The organism is Bacteroidota bacterium, from assembly GCA_021300195.1.
Taxonomy (GTDB): Bacteria; Bacteroidota; Bacteroidia; order J057; family JAJTIE01; genus JAJTIE01.
Window position 1 is genome coordinate 179,918 of the sequence record JAJTIE010000005.1, and the last position, 25,432, is coordinate 205,349.

At 58.7% G+C, this 25,432-nt stretch carries 21 protein-coding genes and 1 tRNA gene; 10 read left to right on the forward strand and 12 right to left on the reverse strand.

The window, feature by feature from the left end; all coding sequences use genetic code 11:
• Positions 1-9: 9 nt before the first annotated feature.
• From LW884_02100 to LW884_02120, 5 genes are all read right to left on the reverse strand, one after another.
• Positions 10-1,062, reverse strand: coding sequence for a hypothetical protein (locus LW884_02100; protein ID MCE3007129.1), 1,053 nt, complete (start codon positions 1,060-1,062; stop codon positions 10-12).
• Positions 1,063-1,270: 208 nt separating this feature from the next.
• Positions 1,271-2,674 (reverse strand): dihydrolipoyl dehydrogenase, encoded by a 1,404-nt coding sequence (lpdA, locus tag LW884_02105; GenBank protein ID MCE3007130.1) that lies wholly within the window; start codon positions 2,672-2,674, stop codon positions 1,271-1,273.
• Between the two features lie 89 nt (positions 2,675-2,763).
• Complete coding sequence (locus LW884_02110) at positions 2,764-3,552, reverse strand: WG repeat-containing protein (protein ID MCE3007131.1); 789 nt, start codon at positions 3,550-3,552, stop codon at positions 2,764-2,766.
• A gap of 45 nt (positions 3,553-3,597) precedes the next feature.
• Complete coding sequence (locus tag LW884_02115; protein ID MCE3007132.1) at positions 3,598-4,059, reverse strand: SRPBCC family protein; 462 nt, start codon at positions 4,057-4,059, stop codon at positions 3,598-3,600.
• Positions 4,060-4,120: 61 nt separating this feature from the next.
• Positions 4,121-4,384, reverse strand: a complete 264-nt coding sequence (locus LW884_02120; GenBank protein MCE3007133.1) for a DUF4031 domain-containing protein — start codon at positions 4,382-4,384, stop codon at positions 4,121-4,123.
• 110 nt (positions 4,385-4,494) lie between these two features.
• Between LW884_02120 and yidC the strand changes: the two genes are divergently transcribed.
• The 3 genes from yidC to LW884_02135 are packed head-to-tail and all read left to right on the forward strand — an operon-like array spanning position 4,495 to position 7,794.
• The gene (yidC, locus tag LW884_02125) at positions 4,495-6,390 is read left to right on the forward strand and encodes a membrane protein insertase YidC (protein MCE3007134.1); all 1,896 of its coding nucleotides are present in this window, start codon (positions 4,495-4,497) and stop codon (positions 6,388-6,390) included.
• Positions 6,391-6,405: 15 nt separating this feature from the next.
• A complete protein-coding gene (thiD, locus tag LW884_02130; GenBank protein MCE3007135.1) occupies positions 6,406-7,182 on the forward strand; it encodes a bifunctional hydroxymethylpyrimidine kinase/phosphomethylpyrimidine kinase in 777 nt (258 codons plus the stop codon).
• An 18-nt stretch (positions 7,183-7,200) separates the two neighbouring features.
• Positions 7,201-7,794 carry a hypothetical protein gene (locus LW884_02135; protein MCE3007136.1) on the forward strand — a complete coding sequence of 198 codons (594 nt, stop codon included), beginning with the start codon at positions 7,201-7,203 and terminating at the stop codon, positions 7,792-7,794.
• 43 nt (positions 7,795-7,837) lie between these two features.
• Here LW884_02135 and LW884_02140 read toward each other — a convergent pair whose 3' ends face one another.
• Both LW884_02140 and LW884_02145 read right to left on the reverse strand, forming a co-directional pair.
• On the reverse strand, positions 7,838-8,704 hold the full coding sequence (locus LW884_02140; protein MCE3007137.1) for a methylated-DNA--[protein]-cysteine S-methyltransferase: 867 nt from the start codon (positions 8,702-8,704) through the stop codon (positions 7,838-7,840).
• Between the two features lie 247 nt (positions 8,705-8,951).
• Positions 8,952-9,023, reverse strand: a tRNA-Arg gene (locus LW884_02145).
• Between the two features lie 115 nt (positions 9,024-9,138).
• Here LW884_02145 and LW884_02150 point away from each other — a divergent pair.
• A complete protein-coding gene (locus tag LW884_02150; protein ID MCE3007138.1) occupies positions 9,139-9,801 on the forward strand; it encodes a hypothetical protein in 663 nt (220 codons plus the stop codon).
• A gap of 21 nt (positions 9,802-9,822) precedes the next feature.
• On the opposite strand, the gene LW884_02155 is transcribed toward LW884_02150, so the two are convergent.
• On the reverse strand, positions 9,823-10,467 hold the full coding sequence (locus LW884_02155; GenBank protein MCE3007139.1) for a hypothetical protein: 645 nt from the start codon (positions 10,465-10,467) through the stop codon (positions 9,823-9,825).
• A gap of 10 nt (positions 10,468-10,477) precedes the next feature.
• Entirely contained in the window at positions 10,478-11,740 is a 1,263-nt protein-coding gene (locus tag LW884_02160) for a CinA family nicotinamide mononucleotide deamidase-related protein (protein ID MCE3007140.1), read from the reverse strand.
• A gap of 173 nt (positions 11,741-11,913) precedes the next feature.
• On the opposite strand from LW884_02160, the gene LW884_02165 reads away from it, so the two are divergent.
• The 5 genes from LW884_02165 to scpA all read left to right on the forward strand — a co-directional run bounded on the left by LW884_02165 (position 11,914) and on the right by scpA (position 19,423).
• Positions 11,914-12,942, forward strand: coding sequence for a DUF4249 domain-containing protein (locus LW884_02165; protein MCE3007141.1), 1,029 nt, complete (start codon positions 11,914-11,916; stop codon positions 12,940-12,942).
• A 190-nt stretch (positions 12,943-13,132) separates the two neighbouring features.
• Positions 13,133-15,037, forward strand: coding sequence for a molecular chaperone DnaK (gene dnaK, locus LW884_02170; GenBank protein ID MCE3007142.1), 1,905 nt, complete (start codon positions 13,133-13,135; stop codon positions 15,035-15,037).
• Between the two features lie 116 nt (positions 15,038-15,153).
• Positions 15,154-16,434, forward strand: a complete 1,281-nt coding sequence (locus LW884_02175) for a hypothetical protein (GenBank protein MCE3007143.1) — start codon at positions 15,154-15,156, stop codon at positions 16,432-16,434.
• A 250-nt stretch (positions 16,435-16,684) separates the two neighbouring features.
• Positions 16,685-17,242, forward strand: a complete 558-nt coding sequence (locus tag LW884_02180) for a NifU family protein (GenBank protein MCE3007144.1) — start codon at positions 16,685-16,687, stop codon at positions 17,240-17,242.
• Between the two features lie 120 nt (positions 17,243-17,362).
• The gene (gene scpA / locus LW884_02185) at positions 17,363-19,423 is read left to right on the forward strand and encodes a methylmalonyl-CoA mutase (protein ID MCE3007145.1); all 2,061 of its coding nucleotides are present in this window, start codon (positions 17,363-17,365) and stop codon (positions 19,421-19,423) included.
• Positions 19,424-19,707: 284 nt separating this feature from the next.
• Here the strand turns inward: scpA and LW884_02190 are convergent, their stop codons facing one another.
• The 3 genes from LW884_02190 to recQ all read right to left on the reverse strand — a co-directional run bounded on the left by LW884_02190 (position 19,708) and on the right by recQ (position 24,017).
• Positions 19,708-19,926, reverse strand: coding sequence for a DUF2283 domain-containing protein (locus tag LW884_02190; protein MCE3007146.1), 219 nt, complete (start codon positions 19,924-19,926; stop codon positions 19,708-19,710).
• A gap of 727 nt (positions 19,927-20,653) precedes the next feature.
• Positions 20,654-21,781 (reverse strand): leucine-rich repeat domain-containing protein, encoded by a 1,128-nt coding sequence (locus LW884_02195; GenBank protein MCE3007147.1) that lies wholly within the window; start codon positions 21,779-21,781, stop codon positions 20,654-20,656.
• Positions 21,782-21,830: 49 nt separating this feature from the next.
• The gene (recQ, locus tag LW884_02200) at positions 21,831-24,017 is read right to left on the reverse strand and encodes a DNA helicase RecQ (GenBank protein ID MCE3007148.1); all 2,187 of its coding nucleotides are present in this window, start codon (positions 24,015-24,017) and stop codon (positions 21,831-21,833) included.
• Between the two features lie 325 nt (positions 24,018-24,342).
• Between recQ and LW884_02205 the strand changes: the two genes are divergently transcribed.
• Entirely contained in the window at positions 24,343-25,425 is a 1,083-nt protein-coding gene (locus tag LW884_02205; GenBank protein MCE3007149.1) for a mannose-1-phosphate guanylyltransferase, read from the forward strand.
• The last annotated feature ends 7 nt before the right edge of the window (positions 25,426-25,432 follow it).

Sequence of the window (25,432 nt, forward strand, 5' to 3'; positions counted from 1 at the left end):
CTCCCCCGCCTAGGGCACTCGGAACACTGTGCCCGGAAACACCCCCGTGGGCAGGGTGCTCAGCAGCCGGTAGCTTCGGTCTAGCACATAGCACTGCCCGTCCTGTGCGCCAAAGCCGGCATTGGTCAGGTAGATGCGGTCTGTAGCTGGCTCGTAGTGCAGGGCATACAGCAGGTCACTATCCCGTGCACCCAGGTTTGCCCGGTCTATCACGCGGTAGCGCAGGCTGTGGTCGGCCAGCGAAATGGCCGAGATGTCCTGGTCGCTGTTCAGCAGGATGGCATCCGGCGTTACGGCCATGTCGTACAGGTAGCCCTGCACATACACCGTGTCGGTAAACTGGCCGGTGGCAGGCTGGTACCACACCACCGCACTATTGGTATTCAGGTAGTTGCCCCGGCAGCAGATGGCTAGCTGCCCATCTGGCAGGGCGCGGATAGGGCCCGGATTCTCAATGGGCAGGCTACGGTATGTAATCTGTTCGGTAGTTGGGTCCAGGATCGCCAGTTTCTGGTTTATGCGCCCCCCGGGGTAGTTTCCACTGCCCAGGTACACCTGGCCCAGGTGCAGGACCATGTCTTCGGTATGGTCCTCTACCGGCAGGCTGCCCAGCAGCTTCAGTGTGCGGGGGTCTATGCGGTACAGCTGCTGGCCATACAGGTTATTTACGTAGGCCAGGTCTGGCCGCACCCGCACCATATTCCGGGGCGAGCTGGCCTCTGGCAGCGCCAGTGTGGCCAGCAGCCGCAGCGTGGGCAGCTGCACCTTGTACAGCAGGCGGCTGGTGTTCATCACGATAAAGAGGGTATCGGCATCTACCAGTACACTGTTTGCCACATCCCCCAGGCGCTGGCCATTTACTCGGCTGAAAACATCGGCTGTGCGGTTTCCCGCTGCGTCGTAGTAGTCCAGGGTGGCGTTGGCTTGGTTCCACTGGCCCTCACTTAGCACAAACAGACCCCGGTATTCTGCTTGCAGCGCACCCTCCGGGCTCAGGTCGGGCTCGGGTACGCAGCCAGCCAGCAGCACATAGAGGGCCAGGAACCAGGCTCCGTGCCTCATGACCTCTTTTTATGCGCTAGTACATAAAAGCCCACCAGCAGTATAAGCGACGAAGCTCCGGTCTCCAGGGCGGCTTCGGAAGCCGGGGCGTTCAGCAAACGCCAGCGGACAAACCACATTATTGGCCCATAAGCCACCGCGACCCAGAAATAGGGGGTACGCGTATAGGAGCGTAGATTGGGGCTCAAGCGCATGGCCTGATGGGGGGCTAAATGTGGATGGCCCGATTGCCTGTGGCGGCCAGGGCTGCCTCCTTCAGTGCCTCGGTAAAGGTGGGGTGGGCGTGGCTGAAGATGCCTGCATCCTCGGCACTGGCACGAAACTCCATCAGGGCCACCGCTTCGGCTATTATGTCGGCCGCGCGTGGGCCAATGATGTGCACACCCAGGATTTCGTCGGTATCCTTGTGGGCCAGCACTTTCACAAAACCGTCCAGATCCATACTGGCGCGTGCGCGGCCACTGGCCATGAAGGGGAACTTGCCGGTCTTGTAGGGCATGCCCTTGTCTTTCAGCTCCTGCTCGGTATAGCCCACCGACGCCACCTCCGGCCAGGTATATACCACGCCGGGTATGGTCAGGTAGTTGATTTCGGCATGGTGTCCGGCTATTTTTTCTACTACAACCACGCCCTCATCGCTGGCCTTGTGGGCCAGCATGGCCCCGCGGATGCAGTCGCCAATGGCGTAGATGTTGGGTACGGTGGTTTGCAGGTTGTCATTTACTGGTATCTGCCCGCGTTCATTCAGGGCAATGCCCACCTGCTCCAGGTCCAGGCCATCGGTATAGGGCTTTCGGCCCACGCTTAGCAGGCAGTAGTCGGCCTCAAAGCGTACTTCCTGGTTGTTTTTGTCCAGGGCAGTTACCGTTACCGTATCGCCCTGCACCGTGGCCGACTGCACCCGGTGGTTCAGGAAGAACTCGAAGCCCAGCTGTTTTTTCAGAATCTTCTGTATCTCCTTGCCCAGGTCTTTGTCCATGGTGGGGATCAGCCCATCGGCATACTCCACCACCTGCACCTGGGCCCCCAGGCGGCCATACACGCTGCCCAGCTCCAGGCCTATTACGCCGCCGCCTATCACCAACATTTTCTTGGGCACCTCTGTCAGCTCCAGGGCTTCGGTGCTGCTGATAATGCGCTTGCCGTCCATCTGTACCCCGAGCAGGGTGCCTGGCACCGAGCCAGTGGCCAGGATGATGTATTTGGCTTGCAGGGTTTCTTCTTTCTCTCCACGCACCAGCACAGTAGTGGCATCCTTCAGGCTGCCTGTACCGCGGTACACCTGCACCTTGTTCTTCTTCATCAGGAACTCCACCCCGGCCACGGTTTTGCTCACCACGTCGGCCTTTCGGGCTATCATTTGCTTCAGGTTTACCTTCAGGTCTTTCAGCTCTATGCCATGCTCGCCAAAGGTGTGGGCGGCGTTGTGGTAGTGTTCGCTGCTATCCAGCAGGGCTTTGCTGGGTATACAGCCTACATTCAGGCAGGTGCCACCCAGGCTGGCTTCCTTCTCTACCAGGGCAGTGGCAAAGCCTAGCTGCGCGGCACGTATGGCGGCTACATAGCCACCGGGGCCAGCTCCTATTACTACGATATCAAAAGCTTGGGACATGATTCAGGGGAATTCTATTGGCGGCAAAGGTAGGCAAAAGCCCCAAACCATTCCAGTAACCCCCCCTATACCGACTGCCCGTGCATGGGCTACGGCCTGGGCGGGGTAGCGGCATTGCGGGCCTGCACCTGGGTGGTGTAGCCCCAGTGGCCCACGGCATCGTACTGCGGGGGGTGCCGCCAGGTGCCCTGTGCATCCTTCCAGCCCCATAGGCCCAGCGAGTCTGCCGGCTGGTACGGGAAGCCAGCTGGGGCCTCCACCCGGGCCGGATAGCTGCCGGTATGCACTACCGGCTCGTTTCGCCAGTTGATATACTGGGCCTCGGGGCCCTGCCATACGCGCGCTACGCCCTGGTAGAAGGGCTCGGCCCGGGTGTAGCTGCGGGCTGGTATTATCCACTGGCCGTCCGCGTTCACATAGCCCCAGAAGAGGCCGCGCTTGGCTGGGGCCAGCAGGGTATCCATGGGGGTTATGGGGGCGCTGCTGGCCTGCTCATCGGGCTGCGCGTAGCCAGGCAGGCTGCGGCTCTCCTGCATCAGGTCGGCAAAGTAGCCCAGCCCCATGATGAGCAGAAAGAGCGCCAGGTAGATATACACCAGCCTGCGGCCGTATAGCTGGAAGCCGGTGGCCCGGATCCAGAAGCGCCGGATGGGCGGAATCATCAGGTTGGCGGCTAGCAGGTAGCACAGGGACAGTAGCAGCACGGCCGCCGTGGCCCGGATGCCCACGAACAGGTATACATAGAAGGCACTAAGTGGCAGGCAGGTGATGCCCATTACCCAGCTCATGCCTGCAAAGAGCCCCCCCTCGGTATTGATGTCGGCCGCGCCCCCGGGGGCGGCCTTGCGCCGCACCTGCGGACGTGGTTTTGCTGCCATGGCGCAAAGGTAGGCAGAAACCCGAAAGCCGGAGACCAGGGGGCTTTACTCGGCTTGCGCCTCCTGCTCGGCCAGCTGCCGCAGGCACTCCAGTTGATTGCGGAAGCGTTTCCGCACCCCACCCCGGAAAAGCAGACCCCACAGGCGCAGGCTTAGGGTCTTGAACCGAAGCTCGACCGTGGCGTATAGGGCGCAGCGGCCGGCAGCGGTGGCGCGAAACTGGTAGCTTAGCCGCATCTCAAACTGCGGACCGTCAAGCTCCACCACCAGCAGGCTGGGTTTCAGGTATTCTATAATCTTGCCCTCGTATACCAGCACGCGCTTTCCGGCGCGCATGTGCTGCCTAAATCGTAGCCCCACCGGATTTGCCGGATCGATCGACACCTTGTTCTGGTACTCCGTATGCTCCAGGTCTGGCATCCACTGGGCTAGCTTCTCCGCCTCTGCTGCCCAGCCGAAGGCCCGCGCTTGTGGGGCGGCTATGTGCACATCGAATGTAAGCTTCATACTTCCTGCCCTATTTTTCTCCGTTGGTTAAAGATACACCGTATGCCGCTGCCATGCGTACCTATTCGCCGTATTGTTTTTTCAGGATCAGCAGCAGCTCTTTATTCCCGACCTGGGTGGCACCCAGGCTCAGGGCCCGGGCTATGTGGTGGTCAAACACATCGTAGTGTGGGCGGCGGGGTTTATCCTGAAAAATGCTGCGGGGTAGGCCCAGCCGCTCGGCAAAGCGGTGCAGCTCTTCCAGGCTGTCTGCCGCCAGGTGTACAAAACGGCGCTCCTTGCCATGGAACCAGATAGGTTTGGGACGATCAATGTATACGGCCATAGCTGTGTACAGCAATACGAAAGTAGGCTTTTCGAGTTCCACATGTCGGCAGGCTAGGCGAGTTTGCTAAATTGCCGCCTGAAAACCCCATTGAACCCCAGATCTTAGCTATGGATCGTAATACCCTTGTGGGCATCGCCCTCATTGTAGGCCTCTTCCTCCTGTATGGAACGCTGACTGGCGATGATGACGCAAAAGAAAAGAAATCGCAATCCGAGAAAGCACGTACCGAAGCTCCGGCGGCTGCCCCGCAGCCTACAGCACCTGTACCCCAGGCTGCAGACAGTGCCGAGCTGAGCAAGCGCTATGGCCCCTATGCTGCCCTGCGCAGTGGCGGTGTGCAGAAGGTGGAGGTGAAGACCGAAGACCTGCACCTGCTGTTTACCAACAAGGGTGGGGTGCCCGAGGCCATCTACCTGAACAAGCATAAAACCTACGATGGGGCACCGCTACCCGTCCTGCCCACAGGGCCCAAAAACAGCTTTAGCTTTACGCTGCCCTACAACGGCAATGTGCTGTCTACCCAAGACCTGTTCTTCAGCTACCAGGGGCCAGACAGCCTGAGCCTGAAGGGAAGCGAGCAAAAGACCCTGCGCTTCCGCGCCCAGCTGGATAGTGCCAGCTACCTGGAGTATGTGTACAGCCTGAAGGGCCGGGGCTATGACCTGGACTGGGAGGTACGGCTGATAAACATGCGCAACTACGTGCAGGCAAACCGCCTGGAGCTGCTAAGCGGCCTGGAGATACCCAAAACCGAGAAGGATGCCGAAAAAATGCTGCCCAATGCAAATCTGGTGTATGCCCTGGCGCAGGACGAGGGTGTGGAGGTAAACCACCTGGACGTGAGTGCCGACGAGGAGGTAGAGGAGGAACTGAACTACAGCACCAAGTGGGTGAGCTTCAAGAGTCAGTTTTTTCAGCTGGCACTTATTGCCCAGGATAAGTTTGAGGGCGGCGGCATTCTGCGTACCAAGCCCCTGCCCCAGCGCCGCCACACCGAAGCCATCAAGTACATGCAGGCCAATGTAGCCCTGCCCTATAGTGGCATGCCCAAGGAGGTGCACCGACTAACCCTCTACGCTGGCCCAAATAACATAAACATCCTGGATGCCTATGGTGTAAGCCTGGACAAGACTGTACGCCTGGGCTGGGGGCCCCTGCGCTACGTTACGCTCTTCATCATCGGGGTGTTCCACACCCTGGAGGGGATGACTGCCAGCTATGGGCTCATCATCCTCATCCTGGCCATCTTCATCAAGCTGATCCTGCTGCCCCTCACCCTGAAAAGCCATAAGAGCATGGTGAAGATGCAGATCGTGAACCAGATGCCAGAGATGAAGGAGCTGGAGGCCCGATACAAAGACAATGCCACCGAGCTACAGCAGCGCAAGATGAGTTTCTACCGCCAGGTGGGGGTCAGCCCCTTCGGCGGCTGCCTGCCCATGCTACTCCAGTTCCCGGTGCTCATTGCCATGTTCAACTTCTTCCCCGAGTCCATAGAGCTGCGCCAGCAGGGCCTGTGGTGGGCCGAGGACCTGAGTACCTACGACAGCATCTGGGACTTTGGCTACGTTCCGATCCTCAACACAATATATGGCGACCACGTAAGCCTCTTCACCCTGCTGATGACCATCAGTACGCTGGTGTATACCTACATGCAGCAGCAGATGCAGGGCAATACGAGTATGGCCGGCGCGCCCAACATGAAGTGGATGGGCTACCTGATGCCTATCCTCTTCCTGGGTATCCTGAACAACTATGCAGCCGCACTCAGCTACTACTACCTTATCTTCAACCTGCTCACCATTGCACAAACGTATATCCTGAAGGCGGCAATCGATAAAAAGAAGCTGGAGGACCGCGTGCATGCCACCAAAGCCAAAGGCCCCAAGAAGGCCAAGGGCCGTGTGGCCCTGTGGATGGAGAAGCAACAAAAGAAGCAGGAAGCTCTGGCCCGTAGCCGCCGCCAGGCTGCACAGCCGCGCACCGGCAAACGGCGCAAGTAAGCCCCGGCCCCACGCATGAAGGTAGCCCTGACCATAGCAGGCAGCGACAGCGGAGGGGGGGCCGGCATACAGGCCGACCTGAAGACCTTTTCGGCCTATGGGGTATTTGGCACCTCGGCCCTTACAGCCATCACGGCCCAAAATACCCTGGGTGTACAGGCCGTGCAGCCGGTGGAGGCCCGGGTACTGACCCTACAGATACAGGCTGTGCTGGCCGACTTTCCCGTAGCGGCCATCAAGACCGGCATGCTGCTGGATGCCGAGCGCATAGCCGCAGTGGCGGCGGCCCTGCCTGCCGGCATCCCCCTGGTGATAGACCCGGTAATGATTGCCACCAGTGGAGATAGCCTGCTAGACCCCGCCGCCCTGGCTGCCCTGCGGGCGCTGCTACCCCGGGCTACCCTGATAACGCCCAACCTGCCCGAGGCAGCGGCCCTGCTGGGCCAGCCCGTGCAGAACCTGGAGGCTGCAGCCGCACAGCTGGCCAAGCTGTTCCGGTGTGCGGTGCTGCTAAAGGGCGGGCACGACCCACAGAGCCTACACACTGGCGAGGTGGTGGATGTGCTACAAACCCCCACCGAATGCCTGCGCCTGCGCTACCCCTACCTGGACATGGGCCGCCCGGCACACGGCACCGGATGCACCCTTAGCGCGGCCATAGCTGCCGGGCTGGCCCTGGGCCATGGCCTCTCGCTGGCGGTGCTGCAGGCCAGGGCCTACCTGCAGCAGGCACTGGAGAAGGCACCCAGGCAGCTGGGAAAGGGCGCCCAACCCCTCAACCATTCGGTATAAGTACGTATTTTCGCCCCCATGACCCGGATGTGCATCCTCCTGCTCCTGCTGCTTGCCCTGGGCGGGCTGTGCCCGGGCCTGGCGGGTGCCCAGCTGAAGGTAACCTACGGCAGCGAGGACTGCCGGATGCGCAACGAAGACCTGAGGCCGCTGATGCAGCCGTACAATCCCTTCGTATCCGCCTATAAGTGGCAGCCCAATGCCAAAATAGAGACGGTGCAGCTGGGGCCCGACCGCCTGCTCACCATCAGCCAGGAAGCCTGCCTGCGCCACCACATCCGGCTGGAGCTGGTGGTAACCAAGGATGCGGCACAGCCCTACGATGCCAACTTCTACCCCCGTGAGGTAATCATGCTGATGAACCGCGTGTTCTACCACGATGCCGACTACTACAGCTGGAAGCTAGCCTTTGAGGAGGAACTACTGAAGGCCTATGCGCGGGCAGGTATCAATCAAGACTTTAGCTTCAACGTGCATAACCTGAATTTTCAGGGCAAGTTTAACGGCGGCAGCTGGGGGGCCACCCTGGATCTGGAGCTCATCCGCTACCTACTGGCCGAAAAGGTGCGCCTGCCAGGCATAGAGGCTTATAAGGACGATGGCCTGAAGTAGTCCACTTAGGGTTTCTGCTTTACTGTAAGTAGGTGCTCGCTGGCTAGGCTTCACTGTTCTGTGCGGCCTCCAGGCCCAGCATGGCAGCCTTTCGCTCGCTGCCCCAGTGGTACTGACCAAAGTGCCCCGTGGCTTGTATAACCCGATGGCAGGGGATCAGGTAGGCTACCGGGTTGCTCCCTATGGCCGAGCCCACGGCCCGGGCAGCACCCGGCTGGCGGATGTGCCGGGCTACGGCCCGATAGCTGCTAAGCCCACCCGCCGGTATGCGGAGCAGCGCCTCCCAAACCTTCAGCTGGAATGGGGTTCCCTTCAGGTGCAGGTTCAGGGATTCCGTTCCGGCCTGGCCTGGCTGGAAGAATGCCAAGGCCCGCTGGTGATAGGGATCCTGCCCGGAAACCAGCCTGGCCTGCGGAAACTGCCGGACCAGGTCCTGAACTGCCGGCTCGCCATGGCCAAAAGACATGTGGCATATCCCCTTGGGCGTAGCGGCAATAAGCAGCTCCCCAAACGGACTAGCATAAAAACCGTAGGTAATGGTAAGGCTCCGGCCCCCCTGCTTATACTCGCCGGGGGTCATGCCCTCCAGGGTAATGAAGTGATCGTGCAGTCGCCCTGTTCCGGATAATCCCAACTGGAACGTGGTTTCGGGCATGCTAAGCAGGTCTTCGCGCAGCAGCTTCTTGGCATGCGCCGTCGTAATAAACTGCAAAAATTTCTTGGGGCTTACTCCGGCCCATTCGGTAAACATCCGCTGGAAGTGGTACGGACTCATGTGCACCCGCTCGGCCACCTGCTCCAGTGTAGGCTGTGCCTGGTAGTGCTGCTGGATGTAGCCAATAGCATCCGCTATCCGGTCAAAATCCAGTGCCGTCTGTGGCACGAGCTGCCTATCCTCCTTTGATTTCATGTCCCAAAATTCGCATCGGCCCCTGGTTCGCCCTACCCGATACTTGCTATTCTGCCCGGCCCCGCGTGTTTGTCCATCTTCTACGCGCGCCCCCTGCTCCCAAAACCCACAATGGGCCCAAAGAAGACGGGGTTTCAGCCACCCCAAAGCGCCTTAATGGGCGTACCCCCGAAGTTCAGAAAATCGAACCGGGTGAACGAATTTAAAATAAAAATGGCGCCACCTGAAGATGACGCCCCGCTAGTAGTACACCCGGCTGGAATCGAACCAGCATCTCAGGCTCCGGAGGCCTGCATTGTATCCATTCAACTACGGGTGCAGCGGCGCAAAGGTACAAAAAGCCACCAAACGAAACATACCCCCACGCATGCAAAACAAACCTGTGCACAAAATACAGCTCGGCCTGGCACAGCAGTTGCTAGCTTTGTGTAGGTATGAAGCGGGTTATTCTCTTTTTTCTACTGGGTGTGGTGGCCAGCCCCGAGGGGTGGGCGCAATCACGCGTAAACAACAACATCCTCAAGTTTGACGGCCTGCAGCTGGCGCATGGCGAGTTTGGCCTGCACTACGAGCGCCGGATTGTAGACCAGCTGGGGGTGGAGCTGGGGGCTGGTGTGCTGCTACAAGACTACTACTGGCACCTGCTTCGCAGTGTTACCGACCGCGAGTTTATGAACCCCGAGTACTACGACGAGGTGCGAAATGGCTTTGCACTCCGCGCCTCGGTACGCCTATACCCCAGCGAACTGCCCACAGACCTGAACCGGCTGTTTTTTGGCATCGGTTTTCAGCACAAGCAGTATGGGTGGACAGCCACCTACAAGGACTACCAGGCAGTGGAGGGCGCTGTGCTACAGACAGATACCTTTGAAGAAAGCCGGCGGCTGACAGATATTCAGATACTCTTTGGCAACCAGCATTTTCTGAATAGCAATATGCTGCTGGAGTACTATGCCGGTGCCGTGCTGCGCTTTCAGGAGCTGAAGGGCACGTACTTCAACGACTTTGACAAGCGGGTGGGCATCAGCCGCGACCATACCGAAAGCAGCACCCTGCCCGGGGTGGTGCTGGGGCTGCGCCTGGCGTATGGCTTCTAGGGTCATTGTGGCCCGGGGCGCCTATTCGGGCAGCAGAAAGCGCTCCAGGTTGTCCTTCACCAGCTGATACACGTGCCAGGGCTTCATCTTGCGCCAGCGCACATCTGCCAGGCTGGGGCTGTAGTAAAAGTAGCGGCCAATCTCATAGGCCTCCAGCTCTTCCAGCACGTGCGGGCGGGCACGCAGCAGGCACATCCAGCCATCCTCCATGGCCTCGGTAGCCAGCTCGTAGTAGTCGCTTTCGCCCGGGTAGACGTTAAAGACATTTTCGCAAATAAAAATGAAGCGCGAGATGCCCGCTACCGCCAGCGGATGCAGGCAGTTTTCCCACAGCAGGCGGAAGTCATTCTCGTGCAGGTCGTTCCACTCGCCCAGTAGCTCGAGTATGGCAAAGCCTTCGCCATCGGGCGCAGCGGGGGGTATGTTGTCTGGCTCGGTATGGGGATCGGCTGGCGGCAGGTAGCTACCCGGGTAGCTGGCGTACAGGATCTTTACCAGCAGGCTCTCGCTCTCTATCTGGTCCCACAGCGGGTGTGCCCGAAAGGTGTAGATGGCCCGATCGTAGTCAAAAAGACTGTGCTCCACCCCGTGGAAGGGCGAGTGCTCGTCCATATCGTGGTTGTATAGATACAGCCAGCCGTCGAAGGGTTCAATATGCTCAAACATGCGGATACAACTAGCTGTTGGCGGGCAGGGGCATGTTTTGCCTCAGCCAGCCGTACAAAATCCAGCATGCTGCTGTGCTGGCCCGCTGCATATTGCGCAGTCGGTCTTTCTCCAGCCTCAGCAGGTGGGTGGTGGTACCCAGGGGCGTGTGCAGGCCCACCCACACGGTGCCCACCGGCTTATCCGGTGTGCCCCCATCGGGGCCGGCTATCCCGGTGGTGCTGATGGCCAGGGGCGTGTGGCACAGGCCCGCCACCCCGGCGGCCATGGCCGTCGCCACCTCGCTACTCACTGCCCCTGCGGTGGCCAGTAGCTCGGCAGGTACGCCTATCAGCTTGGTCTTCAGCTCATTGCTATACGTAAGCACCCCCCCCTGATACCAGGCACTGCTGCCGGGGGTTTCGGCCAGTGTGCGTGCCAGTGTGCCCGCTGTGCAGCTCTCGGCTACCGATAGGGTAAGGCCGCGCACCTGTAGCGCACGGCCCACCGCCTCACTCAGGCTGGTGTTGCCACGGGCAAAGCACCAGGGCTGCACCCGGGCATCTATGGCCTGCACGGTATCGGCAAATACCGCATCCAGGCTTCCGGGCTCCTCGGTGCGCATGCCCAGGCGTAGGTCCAGCATACCCAGGCCGGGGTTGTAGGCCAGGCTTAGGCCCGGGGCCAGCGCATCCTCCACCTCGGCCAGGCGGTTGGCCAGCTCGCTCTCGGCCACCACCAGCCGCCAGTTCTCGTAGCGCACTTCGGCCCTTGGTACGTGCTGCTGTAGCCAGGGCAGCAGTTCGGCTTCATACAGGGCCTTCATCTCGTGCGGCACGCCAGGCAGGGCAAACACGGCTTTCCCCCCTACCATCATCCGGATCCCCGGGGCCGCCCCCGCAGGATTGACAAGCCCCACCGAGCCCCGGGGGATGCTCAGCATCTGGTTATGGTTGGCCGTATAGGGGCGATTGCGCTCCGCCAGGAAGCTGCGAAAACGCGCCTCGCTGGGGGCATGCACCTCCAGCGGCTGGCCCACATAGTCGGCCAGTGCCTGGGCAGTATAGTCGTCGCGCGTGGGGCCCAGCCCACCGGTTAGGATCACCAGGTCATACTCGGCCAGTGCCCGGTCTAGTGCCCGGTGTATATCTGCGGGCACATCAGCCAGGGTGCTTATCCGCCCCAGCTGCAGGCCCGCTTCGGCCAGGCGTGCACCCAGCCAGCTGGCATTGGTATTTACCGTGCGGCCTATTAGCAGCTCATCGCCTATGGTCAGTAGCTCTACCTTTGTCATATGTGGTATTCAGAAACGAAAAGTACCGAGAACTACCGGAAAAAACGAGGCGTCTGGCGCTAAAAGATACCGCCGTAGAGGAGTGGCCTGCCGGGCTACAGGATTTTCCCCGGGGGGCTGTCTATTTACCTTTCTTCATCAAAAATACACGGCCGCCTGGTATATTGGGCACCATGTATCTGCGCTTACCCCTGGCATCCGGCATCCGGGCCTTTCTGCTGTGTGCTGCCCTGCTTGCAGCCTGTAGCAATGAGCTGGACCCCACGGCCAAGCCCAAGGACCTGTATGTGGTATATGGCATCCTGAACCCGCAAGCCAGCGAGCAGGTGATTCGGGTGTCGCGTGCCTTCTTGATAGACGGAGACTTGCAAGCCTATGCCGAGGCGAATGACCTGAGCCTGAAGCAGGCTACGGTGCTGCTTACCGACCCGGAGGGCAATCAGATCAGCTTTCGGGCAAAAGATACGCTGAAGGAGCCGGGGCTCTTTACCCAGGCTAGCACGGTGTATGTAAGCAGTGCACCCATCAGGAATGGCCTGCGCTACGACCTGACCATCACCCTGCCTGGCGAGCAACCCATCAGCCTACGCGCACGCACGGTGGTGCCGGCCCGGCCACGCATTACCAGCCCCGACAGCATCCGCACCGGGCCCGGCCAAACCGAGACGTACCCCCAGGTTGATTTCAACTCGGACGGTCTTTCTATCCGTTTTACGCCACTCACATTCTCGGCAAGAAATCAGCCCCCGGGTCGGTCTTTTGAATACCGTATCTACTTCAACTACCAGCTGGATGGTGTGCCACAGCCCGAACTGCGCCTGGGGCCTGCCGCGCCCCGCACCCTCACCGGCGATCCTTCCAGCGGCTTTTTTGTGATCGGGCAGTCTTTTCAGAGCTTCCTGCAGGCAAGCCTGGGCCGTGTGGCCGGGCTAAAGACGTATGATAATGGCACCCTGAACCAGAGCACGCGTATAGAGGTAACTGCGCTGGACGACGTGCTGCACGACTTTCTGCGCGTTAACAGCCCGGCTTTTACCGACATCAACTTTATTCGCCCCGACTATACCAACATCGAAGGCGGGCTGGGTGTCTTTGGCAGCATCAGCGTGAGCTATCCGCGCTATGTGCGCCTGCCTGCCTGTACCGAGTTTCTGGCGGGCCTGAACGGCACACCCAACCCCGGGGACTGCCCCAGGCAGTAGACCCCGCGCCGGCAGCAGCCGGGCCGTAAATAAGCTGCCAGCCAGACACTTAAAGCTGTCAAACCCGAGGCGTTGCCTGACAAGCACCTGCCATCCTGCCATAAAAGCTGCCAACCCGACTGCATGGCATACTCCTTGTAGCTAGCACGGCTGAAAGAGGAAAAACGACAACCTGAAAAGAACGGATACAATGGGAAAGATCATCGGTATAGACCTGGGCACCACCAACAGCTGTGTGGCTGTGATGGAAGGGAATGAGCCCGTGGTAATTGTGAATGCAGAAGGCAAGCGCACAACACCCAGCGTAGTAGCCTTTATGGAAGACGGCGAACGCAAGGTGGGCGAGCAGGCCAAGCGCCAGGCTATCGTAAATCCCGAGCGCACCATAGCCTCCATCAAGCGCTTTATGGGCAAAAGCTGGAGCGAGAGCAAGGCTGAGCTGAAAAACACCGCCTACAAGGTGGTGGAGGGCGATAATGACACCGTGCGCGTAGAGGTGGGGAACCGCAAGTACACGCCCCAGGAAATATCGGCCATGGTGCTGCAAAAAATGAAGAAGGCCGCAGAAGACTACCTGGGCCACGAGGTAAAGGAGGCGGTAATAACCGTGCCTGCCTACTTTAACGACGCGCAGCGCAAGGCCACCAAAGAGGCAGGCGAGATAGCCGGCCTGGAAGTAAAGCGGATCGTAAACGAGCCCACGGCAGCGGCCCTGGCCTATGGGCTGGATAAGCAACACCAGAACGTAAAAGTAGCCGTGTTCGACCTGGGTGGTGGTACCTTCGATATCTCCATCCTGGAGCTGGGAGACGGCGTGTTTGAAGTACTGAGCACCAATGGCGACACGCACCTGGGTGGCGATGACTTTGACGAGATCATTATCGACTGGCTGGCAGATGAGTTCAAAAAACAAGAGGGGGTAGACCTGCGCCAGGATCCACGCGCCCTGCAGCGCCTGAAGGAGGCCGCAGAGAATGCCAAGAAGGAACTCTCCAGCAGCAATAGTGTGGACATTAGCCTGCCCTACATCGTGCTAGATCCGGTAAACCCCAAGAACCTGGACACCACCCTGAGCCGTGCCAAGTTTGAGCAACTGGCCGACAAACTGTTTGCCCGCTGTATGGAGCCGTGCCGAAAGGCCCTGGAGGCTGCCAAGCTGAGTGCCAATGACATCAACGAGGTGATCCTGGTAGGGGGTTCCACGCGCATCCCCAGGGTGCAAGAGATGGTGGAGCAGTTCTTCGGCAAAAAGCCTAACCGCAGCGTAAACCCGGATGAAGTAGTGGCCCTGGGCGCTGCCGTACAGGGTGGGGTGCTGAGTGGAGATGTGCAGGGCGTACTGCTGCTGGATGTAACCCCGCTAAGCCTGGGGATAGAAACCATGGGCGGGGTAATGACCAAGCTGATAGAGGCCAACACCACCATCCCCACCAAAAAGAGCCAGGTGTTCAGCACCGCCAGCGATAGCCAGCCCAGTGTAGAAATACACGTACTACAGGGCGAGCGCTCTATGGCCAGCGACAACCGGTCTCTGGGCCGCTTCCACCTGGATGGCATTCCACCCGCACCCCGTGGGGTACCGCAGATAGAGGTAACCTTTGACATAGATGCCAACGGCATCCTGAACGTAACGGCAAAGGATAACACAACCAACAAAACCCAGAACATCCGCATAGAGGCCAGCAGCGGCCTGAGCAAGGACGAGATAGACAAAATGCGTAAGGATGCCGAGCGGCACGCCAGCGAGGATGCCCGCCGCAAGCAGGAGGTGGATAAACTGAACGAAGCGGATACGCTGATATTCAGCACCGAGAAGCAGCTGAAGGAGCACGCCGACAAGCTGAGCGAGCAGAGCAGAGGTAGCCTGCAGGCGGCGCTGGCCGAGCTGAAAGACGCACATACGCAGAAGGATCTGAGCCGGGTGGATGCCGCCATGGCAGCCCTAAACCAGGCCTGGAGCACCGCCAGTGCCGAGATGGGTGCCCAGCCCGGTGCGGGTAGTGCCAGCGGCGCGGGTAGCCAGCAGCAGGGCAACCCCCAGGCCGATGGCGATGTGGCCGATGTAGAATACGAAGAGGTGGACGACACAAAATAGGCCCGTATCCTAGCCTTATCTTCTTGTCAAGCTGCCTCCTGCACGGGGCAGCTTTTTTTTACTGCCGTCCTCAGCTATTTTTGCAGCCTGTAGGGTTTTTTGCCCTCTTCTCTGCTATGTACCTCCTTCGTCTACTCAAACCCTGGTGGCCGCCCCTGCTGCTGGGTTCTTTGCTCGTAGCCTATATGGCAAACAACATGACCTGGTTTGGCCCCTACGGCGGTCCGATCGGCTATTTGCTGCTTATCGCTGGCCTGCTGGCCTGGCTCTGGAGGCAGCCCACCTCCATTTTCTACCTGGGCCGGACACAGCCTAATCCGCAACTATTGGGCACCTGGCTGGCAGGTGCTGCACTTGGCATGCTCCTCGTTGTCGGCCTGGTGGCAGCAAACCCACTAGATGTGGCAAAGGGGGACATCGTGCTAGTGGTGCAAGTGTATGTGCAGCGCTTGCTGGCAGGCGACGTGGTGTATCAAATGGTGACCGTGGGGCCCAATAATGTGTATGAAGCAGGCTATCTGCTATTCCACTGGCTGCCCTTTGTGCCCGCAGAACTGTTGGGTATCGATTACCGAATAGCCGCATTTTGCTACTTTCAGCTGGCCCTGCTGGTAGCCGGTTTTCGCCTTTTGGGTGGCCTGCCCGGCAGGTGGCCGCTAGTGCTGATGGTCGCTACCCAGGTGGTCGTCCTCCTGCTTATCCGTTTAAACCCCAATGTGCACATTTACACCATCGAGCCCCTTATTTACGGCTACTACCTCCTACTGCTCGTGTGGGGGCTGGGGTCCAACCGTTGGTTGGCCGTGCTGGCATTCCTGCTGTGCCTGCTCAGCCGTTACAGCCTGGTGTTCTGGGTGCCCGCTGCCCTGGTGGTGGTATTGCGGCTGCACGGCTGGCGCCATACCCTGTGGGTTTTCGGGCTTACCCTGGTGGGTCTGGCTGTTTTCTTCTTACTCTTTTTGGTACACGACCCCTTGGTTGTACTGCGCAGCCTGCAAAGCTATACCACTGCCACCGTTAACGAGTGGACCTATAACACATCGGGCGGCAGGCCAGTACACTTGTACTTTGGTCGGGGCCTTGCCCTGTACTTTTACGAGTGGGGAAACGGTAGCATACTAGCACGCATACAAAGCCTGCAAACGGTACATCTACTTGTTACTGCCACCAGCGGGCTTTTGCTGGCCTTGGGTGCCTTCTTTGTTCCCAGAAACAAGCTGTACGGGTATGGCCTGCTTGGCCTAGCCGTGTATCATGCCCTTTTCCTTAGCTTTCTGCAGTTACCCTACAGCTATCTCTTCGGCACAAACTTCTGGTGGTGCTGGGGCTTGCTGCTGTGGGCAGTGCGAGGCAAGCTTACCACCGGCATGATGCCCGTGCAGGCTCGTCTGCGCTAGCCACGCTACATTCGTGCACGGGCCTAGGGGCCATGAAATAACAAGGGCGGAATTACCGCCCGGAGGATGCAATGCCCAGCTGCACGGAGCCGATCGGCTGTGCGTCTCGGGGGGGGCGTAGGGCTTTGGGCACAGGTGCTATCTTCGTATCCCGTATAAACTTCGCATTTCAGCAGCACCGGCTCGAACCAATCCTTTGCCCCAGTTGTTGCCACGGTAGTCTATGTAGAATCATTCTATGCTACTACCCATGAGAATCTATACCGAACTAACCCCCAACCCTGCTTCGCTCAAGTTTGTGGTAGACCGTTTGCTGCTGAATAACCGGGTGGCCGATTTCCCAGCCCGGGAGGACGCAGCCGGAAAAAGCCAGCTGGCAGAAAAACTGTTTGCCTACCCTTTTGTTACCCAGGTGTTTATCGGCCGAAATTTTGTAACACTCAACAAAACAGAGGCTGCCGGCTGGGCAGACATCATCCCGGTGATAAAGGATGAGCTGACCCGCTACCTGGAGAGCGGTGCCCCCATTGTAGAGGGCGAAGAGGCCGTGGCGGTGCTGGATGAGAATGAGCCGGAGATTGTGCGAAACATAAAGACGGTAATCGAGGAGCAGGTACGCCCAGCCGTAGCCATGGACGGAGGAGACATTACCTTCGAGGGCTTTGAGGATGGCGTGGTGCACCTGAAGCTGAAGGGTGCCTGTAGCGGCTGCCCCAGCAGTACCATGACGCTGAAGCAGGGCATACACGGCCTGCTGACCCGTATGTTTCCCAACGACGTGAAGGAGGTAGAGGCCGTAAACGGCTAGCCAATATACCGCACACGCAGCTGGTTGCTCATCCCGGCTTGCGCATCGGGGCGGTCCGACTCGCCGATCCAAAACCACCTTTGGCGTAAAACCCCGCACCAGAGCTGCTATATTTACGCGATGGAAAGCGCATGGATAACTCCCGAGGGCATACCGGTGAAGCCCCAGTTCGGCCTGGAAGACCTGGCCGGGCTGAAGCACCTGGGCTACGTAGCCGGCATACCCCCCTACCTGCGTGGCCCCTATGCCAGCATGTATGCCATACGGCCCTGGACAGTGCGGCAGTATGCGGGCTTCAGTACGGCCGAGGAGAGCAACGCCTTTTATCGCCGAAACCTGGCTGCTGGCCAGACTGGCCTGAGTGTAGCCTTCGACCTGGCCACCCACCGCGGCTACGATAGCGACCATCCCCGCGTGCGGGGCGATGTGGGCAAGGCCGGCGTGGCTATAGACTCGGTGCTGGACATGCAGATCCTGTTTGACCAGATTCCGCTCGACCAGATCTCCGTATCTATGACCATGAATGGGGCGGTGATCCCCATTATGGCTTTCTTCATCGTGGCCGCAGAGGAGCAGGGTGTGCAGCCAGGGCAGCTAAGTGGCACCATTCAGAATGACATCCTGAAAGAATTCATGGTGCGCAACACCTACATCTACCCCCCCAAGCCCAGCCTGCGCATCATTACCGACATCTTTGCCTACACCAGCCAGCATATGCCGAAGTTTAACAGCATCAGCATCAGCGGCTACCACATGCAGGAGGCCGGTGCCACGGCCGATATTGAGATGGCCTACACCCTGGCCGATGGGCTGGAGTACATCCGTGCAGGCCTGGCTGCCGGCCTGAAGATAGATGACTTTGCCCCCCGGCTCAGCTTCTTCTGGGGCATCGGCATGAACCTGTTTGCCGAAGTGGCCAAGATGCGGGCTGCCCGCCTGCTGTGGGCCAGCCTGGTGCGCCAGTTCCACCCCAAGGACCCCAAGAGCATGGCCCTGCGCACCCACTGCCAAACCAGTGGCTGGAGCCTGACCGAGCAAGACCCCTACAACAACGTGGCACGCACCACCATAGAGGCCCTGGCTGCCGTGCTGGGGGGTACGCAGAGCCTGCACACCAATAGCCTGGATGAAGCTATTGCCCTGCCTACGGACTTCAGCGCCAAGATTGCCCGCAACACCCAGCTGATCCTGCAAGAAGAGGCGGGGATAACGCCCTATATTGACCCACTGGGTGGCAGCTACTACCTGGAGTACCTGACGGACCAACTGCTGACCAAGGCCCAGATCCTGATCCGGGAGGTAGAAGAACTGGGCGGTATGGCTAGCGCCATAGAGGCCGGGCTGCCCAAAATGCGGATAGAAGAGGCTGCCGCACGCAAGCAGGCGCGGATAGACACCGGCCAAGACACGATACTGGGGGTAAATAAGTATCGACCCGAGAGCGAAGACCCCATCGACATCCTGGAGGTGGATAACACGGCTGTGCGAGAGGCTCAGCTTGCACGCCTGGCACACCTGAGGGCTGAGCGAGACGGCGAAGCCGTGCAGCAGGCACTAGCCGCCCTATCGGCCTGCGCACAGGGCACCACCCAGGGCAACCTGCTGGAGCTGGCCGTGGAGGCAGCACGAAGGCGTGCCACCCTGGGCGAAATATCGGACGCTATGGAGAAGCATTTTGGCCGCTTTCGCGAGACGCTACGCCCCATCAGTGGCGTATACAGCGCGGTGGCCCAAGGTCAGCCCAATTTTAGCGAGGCGCAGCGCCTGGTGGCCGAGTTTGCTAAGGTGGAGGGAAGACCCCCCCGCCTGCTGATAGCAAAGCTGGGCCAGGATGGCCACGATCGGGGTAGCAAGGTGATTGCCACCAGCTTTGCCGATCTGGGTTTTACCGTAGACATAGGCCCTCTATTCCAAACGCCGGAAGAAGCCGCGCGCCAGGCTGTAGAGAATGACGTGCACATTGTGGGCATCAGCTCCCTGGCTGGTGGGCACAAAACCCTGGTGCCCGAGCTGATAGCGGAGCTGAAAAGGTGGGACAGAGAAGACATCCTGGTTATAGCCGGTGGGGTTATTCCGCGGCAAGACTATGATGCGCTGCACCAGGCGGGTGTGGCCCATGTGTTTGGCCCCGGCACTGTGATAGCCGACGCGGCCATTCAAATTCTGAAAGGCCTGATGTAGCGCGGCGTACCCCAAACTAGCCTGAAGGAGGTAGGGTAGGGGGAAATAGAAAGCCGCTGGTTCGCACTCCCTCCTTTCTGCCTCCTCGTCTTTCGTACGTTACCTCCCCCGGCATCGGCCACCCTGCCTGTTGTATCTCCGGCTCTGGCAGATAAAGCCTGCATGGGCTTGGTTATATGTTTATACGGCACGATCGCTTCTGATATCAGGCACCAATAGGGCGGCTTAAAACAGAAAAAAAGCGCCATAAGCGCTTTTTTTCTGTTTTTGTCTGTCATACAGCTTCAGGCCCGCGGCGTTTGCAGCAGGTGGAAATCCCAGCCTGAGTAAGACCCGGCGGCTCCTACGTCCATCTTTACATCGGCCATGGCTATGCCTACTACCTGGCCTCCCGCGTCGTAGTCTACCGTCGTGCCATTCTCATCCCGATCGCTATCTGCTACAGCACGCTCGGAAAACTGAATGCGAATCATGCCAAACCGGGGATCGTACGTTACATGCATAGTCTAGTAGTTTATTGTAATTGATAGTTGAATATACAAAAAAAATAACAAAAGTTATTCAGAAACATTTCTAACGACTACCCCGAACCGATATAAATCCGAGGTTCACGCCGACGCGAGCGTCGGGCACTTCAACGTGCGGATTATAGGATCGGCCAAATATACTAAACAAATGATTGAATCTTGGGGTGGTGTGTTTAATCACTCGCCTCATCACCCTGTTAAGTTGTATAGCCTGCGTCCTTGGGTGATCTATCAGGGTGCTGGCATGCAAAGCCCAGATATGCACAACCCAATCTTCGGCACCGAAATTCCTCCTGAGTCCGGGCCGATTCTTAGCCCTATCTGCAGCTACACGCTGCGAAGGCTGAATGCGAGCTGCCTTATCAGCTGGGTTACGGGTTACTTGCACGGGTGGTACATTTAGCGTCCTATGCCATCTTCTACGCATTCAGGGTCGGCCAGGTTCTAAAATAGGTTTAGTAATTGTTCAAATACGGCGTGCTGCCGATGAGTGGCGGAAAATGGGGGGTGAATTCAGGCGAACCTTTCGCGACGATAAAGGCCGATACATCTGCCTAAGGAATAGGCAATCCGATACCCCTGCATACATCCAGCTACACATACGGGGGGGGGCCGGATGAGAGCGCGAGCCGGTGGCCAGTAGTGCCTACTAATCCGGCGTGCTAAGCTCCGCCCGGCTTTGTGCTACAGACGGCGGTTTGGGCTAGTCGGTATAGGGTTCCGAGGCACTTTGTTCAAACAGCACATACACCTCGGGCCTTGCAGCCCGAAAGGCATCCACCTCGGCCTGTGGCAGGGGGTTGCCCCGCAGGTCCAGCTTCTCTAGTGCCTCTAGCTGGTACAGGGATTTGGGTAGGGTGCTTAGCTTGTTCCCGTCCAGGTACAGGGTGTGCATCCAGCGGATCTGCCCAAAGCGCGGCGGCAGCCTGTCTATGCCACAGTCCGATAGGTCCAGCGAGTAGAGATAGGGTATTTCGTGCAGATTATCGGCCAGCTTGCGCAGGGGGTTCTGTGCCAGGATCAGTACATTCAGGCGCCTGAGGCGGGCTATGCCCGTGCCTACACTGTCCAGCAGGTTCTTGCTCAGGTCCAGGGTAGTCAGGCCCTCCAAGCCCCAAAAGGACGGGGGAATAGACCGGAGGCGGTTGTTGTGAAAGTCGAGCTGCTTCAGCGCCTTGAGCTTACCCAGGGTGGGTGGTACCTCGGCAATGTAGTTTCCACTGGCCACCAGGCTCTCCAGCCTGCCCAGGCCCGCCAGGTCGTCGGGTAGCGCTTTCAGGAAGTTGCTGCTGATATCCAGTGTGGTGAGGCTGCCCAGCTGGCCAATGACCGCGGGCAGTGTGTCCAGCTGGTTGTTTTCTAGCCGCAGATCTTTCAGGTTATACAGCTTGGCGAGGGTGGGTGGCAACGTGGTCAGCTGGTTTCCGTTCAGGTTTATGCGCTGCAGGCGGTTCAGCATGCCAACCTCTGGGGGTAGGGTGTTCAGGTGGCACAGGGGCAGCTCCAGTAGCTCCAGGCTCTTCCATCCGGCTATCTCGGGCGGCAGGGCCTGTAGCTGCCCGGCGCGGTAGTGAAACTCCTGCATCTTGTCCAGCTGGCCCACGGCTGCGGGCAGGGTGCGTATTTTGGGGTCTACCAGGTTCAGGGTATGCACGCTGTGGGGATACCTGAGTGCCGTGCGCAGGCTGATGTGGTAGCCCTCGTATACGGTGGGGTCTGCCACAGCCTCGCCCTGTGCGTGCACTAGTGGGCTACTGGCCAGGAGGGGCAGGAGCCAGAGTAGGTAGGGCCGGATTCTGGCAAAGCGTCGAGTTTTGGTTGCCCGGGGCATAAAAGAAGCAAAGGCCTGGACGAAGGAGGGGGCGTATGAAGGGCGGGCGCTAGTTTCCGTTTTCGCTTATAAACTGTGCGCGTACAAGGATAATTTCTTCCCAGCTATAGTCCGGCCCCAGCTCGGCCTGTGCGGCCTCCAGGTCGTCCGTCTCCGCCTCCATAAAGTAGTCGATGATGTCGTTCTGCCGATCCTCGTCCACCACCTCGTCTATGTAATACTGGATGTTCAGCTTGCTGCCGCTGTATATAATGTGGCTCACGGTTTCCAGCAGCGTTTCGTAGTCCATGTCTTTGGCATGGGCAATGGCATCGAGTGGTGCCTTCCGGTCTATCTGCTGGATGATATAGAGCTTGGAGGCACTGTTTTTGCCCTGAGTTTTTACAATTATCTCTTCATCCCGCACAATTTCGTTTTCGGTCACATACTGCTTTATCAGCTCCAGGAATGGCCTGCCAAACTTCTGCGCCTTGCCCTGGCCTATGCCGTGCATGTGCGCTAGCTCGTCTAGGGTAAGTGGGTACTTGGCGGCTATGTCTTCCAGGCTCGGCTCGCCCAGCACCACAAAGGGGGGTACACCGTGCTGCTGCGCTACTTTCTTGCGTAGGGTAAATAGCTGGTCGTACAGTACTTCGTCGTAGAGCTTTACCTGCTCCAGCGGAGTTTGTAGTTCTTTTTTCTCTGCTTCACCATAGGCCTCATACTTTACCAGTTCCACCGCCTGGGGCTGGTTTAGCCAGGTGTGGGCATAGGGCCCCAGCTTGATAACGCCATAGTCATTGATGTCTTTTATGAGAAAGTCTCGCACCAGCAGCTGGGTGAAGATGCTGTGCCACTCTTTTTCGTCCAGCTCGGCACCCAGGCCATATACCGGCAGCCGGTCGTGCTGCACGGCTAGTACTTGCTGGCTCTTGCTACCCCGCAGCACGGCTATCAGGTGGTTCATAACGAAGCGGCCGCCTGTGGCCTGCACCAGCTCCATTGCCATACTTACATACTGGGTGGCATCGAAGCTGGGCCTGGGGCTCCGGCAGTTGTCGCACATGTGGCCACAGCGCTGCTTGTCAAACTGTTCGCCAAAGTAGTGCAGCAGCTGCTGGCGGCGGCACATGCCGCTTTCGCAGAAGGCGGCCATTTCATACAGCAGGTGCTTGCCTGCCTCGCGTTCGCTCAGCGGCTTGTCTTTCATGAATTTTTCCAGTTTCACGATGTCGTGAAAGCTGTAGAACAGCAGGCAGTGCCCCTCCAGGCCGTCTCGTCCGGCGCGGCCTGTTTCCTGGTAGTAGCTTTCTATGCTCTTGGGCACATCGTAGTGGATCACAAAGCGTACATCCGGCTTGTCTATGCCCATGCCGAAGGCAATGGTGGCTACTACCACCTGTACATCTTCGTGCAAAAACATATCCTGGTGCCTACTGCGCGTTTCGCTGTCTAGGCCGGCATGGTAGGGCACACTGTGTATGCCGTTCACATTTAGCACTTCGGCCAGCTCTTCCACCTTTTTACGGCTCAGGCAGTAGATGATGCCGCTGTCTTTGCCCCGCTGCTTGATGAACTTTACCAGGTCTTGTACCGGGTTTATTTTCGGGCGGATTTCGTAGTAGAGGTTGGAACGGTTGAAGCTGGTAAGAAACACCGGCGAGTCCTCGATTCCCAGATTTTGCTGTATATCCAGCTGTACCTTGGGGGTGGCAGTGGCTGTGAGGGCGATGAGCGGGATGCTGGGGTCTACCTGCGCCAAGATGGGGCGTATGCGTCGATACTCGGGCCGAAAATCGTGCCCCCACTCGCTGATGCAGTGTGCCTCGTCTATGGCTACAAAGGAGATCCGGATCTCGCGCATAAACTCGATGAACTCATCGCGCACCAGTGTTTCGGGTGCCACGTACAGCAGGTTCAGGGTCTGGGCACGTGCTTTGGCCTTCACTTCCTCATAGTCGGCCTTATTCATGCTGCTATTCAGGAAGCCAGCCTCTATGCCCAGGGCCTGCATCTGGTCTACCTGGTTCTTCATCAGCGCAATCAGCGGACTTACTACCAGGGCTGTTCCCTCCATCAGGATGGCTGGCAGCTGGTAACACAGGCTCTTGCCCGCACCGGTGGGCATGATAACAAAGGCGCTTTTCCGGTTTAAGATTGTGTGTACCACTGACTCTTGCTCGCCTCGGAAAGCGTCGTATCCAAAGTACTGCTTTAGCGCACCCTTGATGTTGTAGGAAATATCTTGTGCTACCATCTTTGGAATCAAGGTAAATATCTTTTTGGTTGTCTCTCGTTTCTCCGCGGCCTGCCTGTACAGTCCTGTATTCCAACGCTGCTGCCCACCCGGTATATTGCTCGCGGCCGCCGCCGCTCCCCTTTTGGGTTACTCGCTCCGTACCCAGGCATCACATAGCCTTAACCAAAAGTAAGCTTTGAACTCCAGATCCGCAATCTTTGGGGCCATTTTTGTGCACGCTACTATTTGGCCTTGGGTGCGGCGGGCAAAAAACAGCACACCTGCCTACAGCTCAGTACTTGCTTTGTCTCGTGCCCGCCGGGGTTTCGTATCTTAGCGGTGTATGAAGGATAATTCCAACGCGTATGCCATTGTAATGGCAGGGGGGATAGGGTCTCGGTTCTGGCCGCTCAGCCGTACGCAGCATCCCAAGCAGTTTCATGACATATTGGGCACAGGCGAGAGCCTGCTACAGGCTACCGTGCGCCGCCTGAAGCGAGTGTTGCCGCTGGATCACATCCTGGTGGTAACCCACCGGCAATACGCACCCAGCGTACTGGAGCAGCTACCCATGATGGCACCAGAGAACGTGATAGCGGAACCTATGGGCCGAAACACGGCCCCCTGCATCACCTATGCCTTGCACAAGATACTGGCCCTGGAGCCCGATGCCATGGTAATGGTAAGCCCGGCGGATCATTTTATTGCCGACGAGATACACTATGAGCTGACTGTGCGCCGGGCCCTGGAAGTGGGGCAGGCCCAGCAGGCTATTGTAACCCTCGGCATCACACCCACGCGTCCCGATACCGGTTATGGTTACATTCAGATACGCGAAGAGCCTGGGCCAGACTTTTGGCGGGTAAAGACGTTTATGGAGAAACCTAGCCTGGAGATGGCGCAGACCTTCCTGGCAAGTGGCGAGTTTGTGTGGAATAGCGGGATGTTCTTCTTCCCCGCCCAGCTGATGCTAGCAGAGATCCGGCACTACCAGCCCGACGTGGCCGAACTATTTGAGGGGATAGAGGCCGTGCTGGGCACCGCCCGCGAGGCAAAAAAGGTGGAAGAAGCCTATGCCCGATGCCCAAGCATCAGCATAGACTATGCGGTGATGGAGAAGGCCCAGGAGGTGTATGTGCTCCGTGGAGACTTTGGCTGGAGCGACCTGGGTACCTGGGCCAGCCTGTACGACCGATCGCTGAGGGACGAGGCCGAGAATGCCATACACGGCCAGGTACTGACCTACGATGCCAGCCACAACATGGTACGGCTGAGTGATGGCAAGCTGGGCGTGATAAAGGGCGTGGACAACCTGATTATAGTAGAGACAAAGGACGCCCTGCTCATCTGCCCCAAGGACCAGGAGCAGGAGATACGCGAGATTGTACAAGACCTGCGAAACGGAAAGCTGGATGCATTCTTGTAGCCAGGTC

Bases quoted from the DNA above. Each gene is read 5' to 3' on its own strand.
- LW884_02100 (MCE3007129.1), bottom strand. From the start codon at position 1,062: ATGAGGCACGGAGCCTGGTTCCTGGCCCTCTATGTGCTGCTGGCTGGC.
- lpdA (MCE3007130.1), bottom strand. From the start codon at position 2,674: ATGTCCCAAGCTTTTGATATCGTAGTAATAGGAGCTGGCCCCGGTGGC.
- LW884_02110 (MCE3007131.1), bottom strand. From the start codon at position 3,552: ATGGCAGCAAAACCACGTCCGCAGGTGCGGCGCAAGGCCGCCCCCGGG.
- LW884_02115 (MCE3007132.1), bottom strand. From the start codon at position 4,059: ATGAAGCTTACATTCGATGTGCACATAGCCGCCCCACAAGCGCGGGCC.
- LW884_02120 (MCE3007133.1), bottom strand. From the start codon at position 4,384: ATGGCCGTATACATTGATCGTCCCAAACCTATCTGGTTCCATGGCAAG.
- yidC (MCE3007134.1), top strand. From the start codon at position 4,495: ATGGATCGTAATACCCTTGTGGGCATCGCCCTCATTGTAGGCCTCTTC.
- thiD (MCE3007135.1), top strand. From the start codon at position 6,406: ATGAAGGTAGCCCTGACCATAGCAGGCAGCGACAGCGGAGGGGGGGCC.
- LW884_02135 (MCE3007136.1), top strand. From the start codon at position 7,201: ATGACCCGGATGTGCATCCTCCTGCTCCTGCTGCTTGCCCTGGGCGGG.
- LW884_02140 (MCE3007137.1), bottom strand. From the start codon at position 8,704: ATGAAATCAAAGGAGGATAGGCAGCTCGTGCCACAGACGGCACTGGAT.
- LW884_02150 (MCE3007138.1), top strand. From the start codon at position 9,139: ATGAAGCGGGTTATTCTCTTTTTTCTACTGGGTGTGGTGGCCAGCCCC.
- LW884_02155 (MCE3007139.1), bottom strand. From the start codon at position 10,467: ATGTTTGAGCATATTGAACCCTTCGACGGCTGGCTGTATCTATACAAC.
- LW884_02160 (MCE3007140.1), bottom strand. From the start codon at position 11,740: ATGACAAAGGTAGAGCTACTGACCATAGGCGATGAGCTGCTAATAGGC.
- LW884_02165 (MCE3007141.1), top strand. From the start codon at position 11,914: ATGTATCTGCGCTTACCCCTGGCATCCGGCATCCGGGCCTTTCTGCTG.
- dnaK (MCE3007142.1), top strand. From the start codon at position 13,133: ATGGGAAAGATCATCGGTATAGACCTGGGCACCACCAACAGCTGTGTG.
- LW884_02175 (MCE3007143.1), top strand. From the start codon at position 15,154: ATGTACCTCCTTCGTCTACTCAAACCCTGGTGGCCGCCCCTGCTGCTG.
- LW884_02180 (MCE3007144.1), top strand. From the start codon at position 16,685: ATGAGAATCTATACCGAACTAACCCCCAACCCTGCTTCGCTCAAGTTT.
- scpA (MCE3007145.1), top strand. From the start codon at position 17,363: ATGGAAAGCGCATGGATAACTCCCGAGGGCATACCGGTGAAGCCCCAG.
- LW884_02190 (MCE3007146.1), bottom strand. From the start codon at position 19,926: ATGCATGTAACGTACGATCCCCGGTTTGGCATGATTCGCATTCAGTTT.
- LW884_02195 (MCE3007147.1), bottom strand. From the start codon at position 21,781: ATGCCCCGGGCAACCAAAACTCGACGCTTTGCCAGAATCCGGCCCTAC.
- recQ (MCE3007148.1), bottom strand. From the start codon at position 24,017: ATGGTAGCACAAGATATTTCCTACAACATCAAGGGTGCGCTAAAGCAG.
- LW884_02205 (MCE3007149.1), top strand. From the start codon at position 24,343: ATGAAGGATAATTCCAACGCGTATGCCATTGTAATGGCAGGGGGGATA.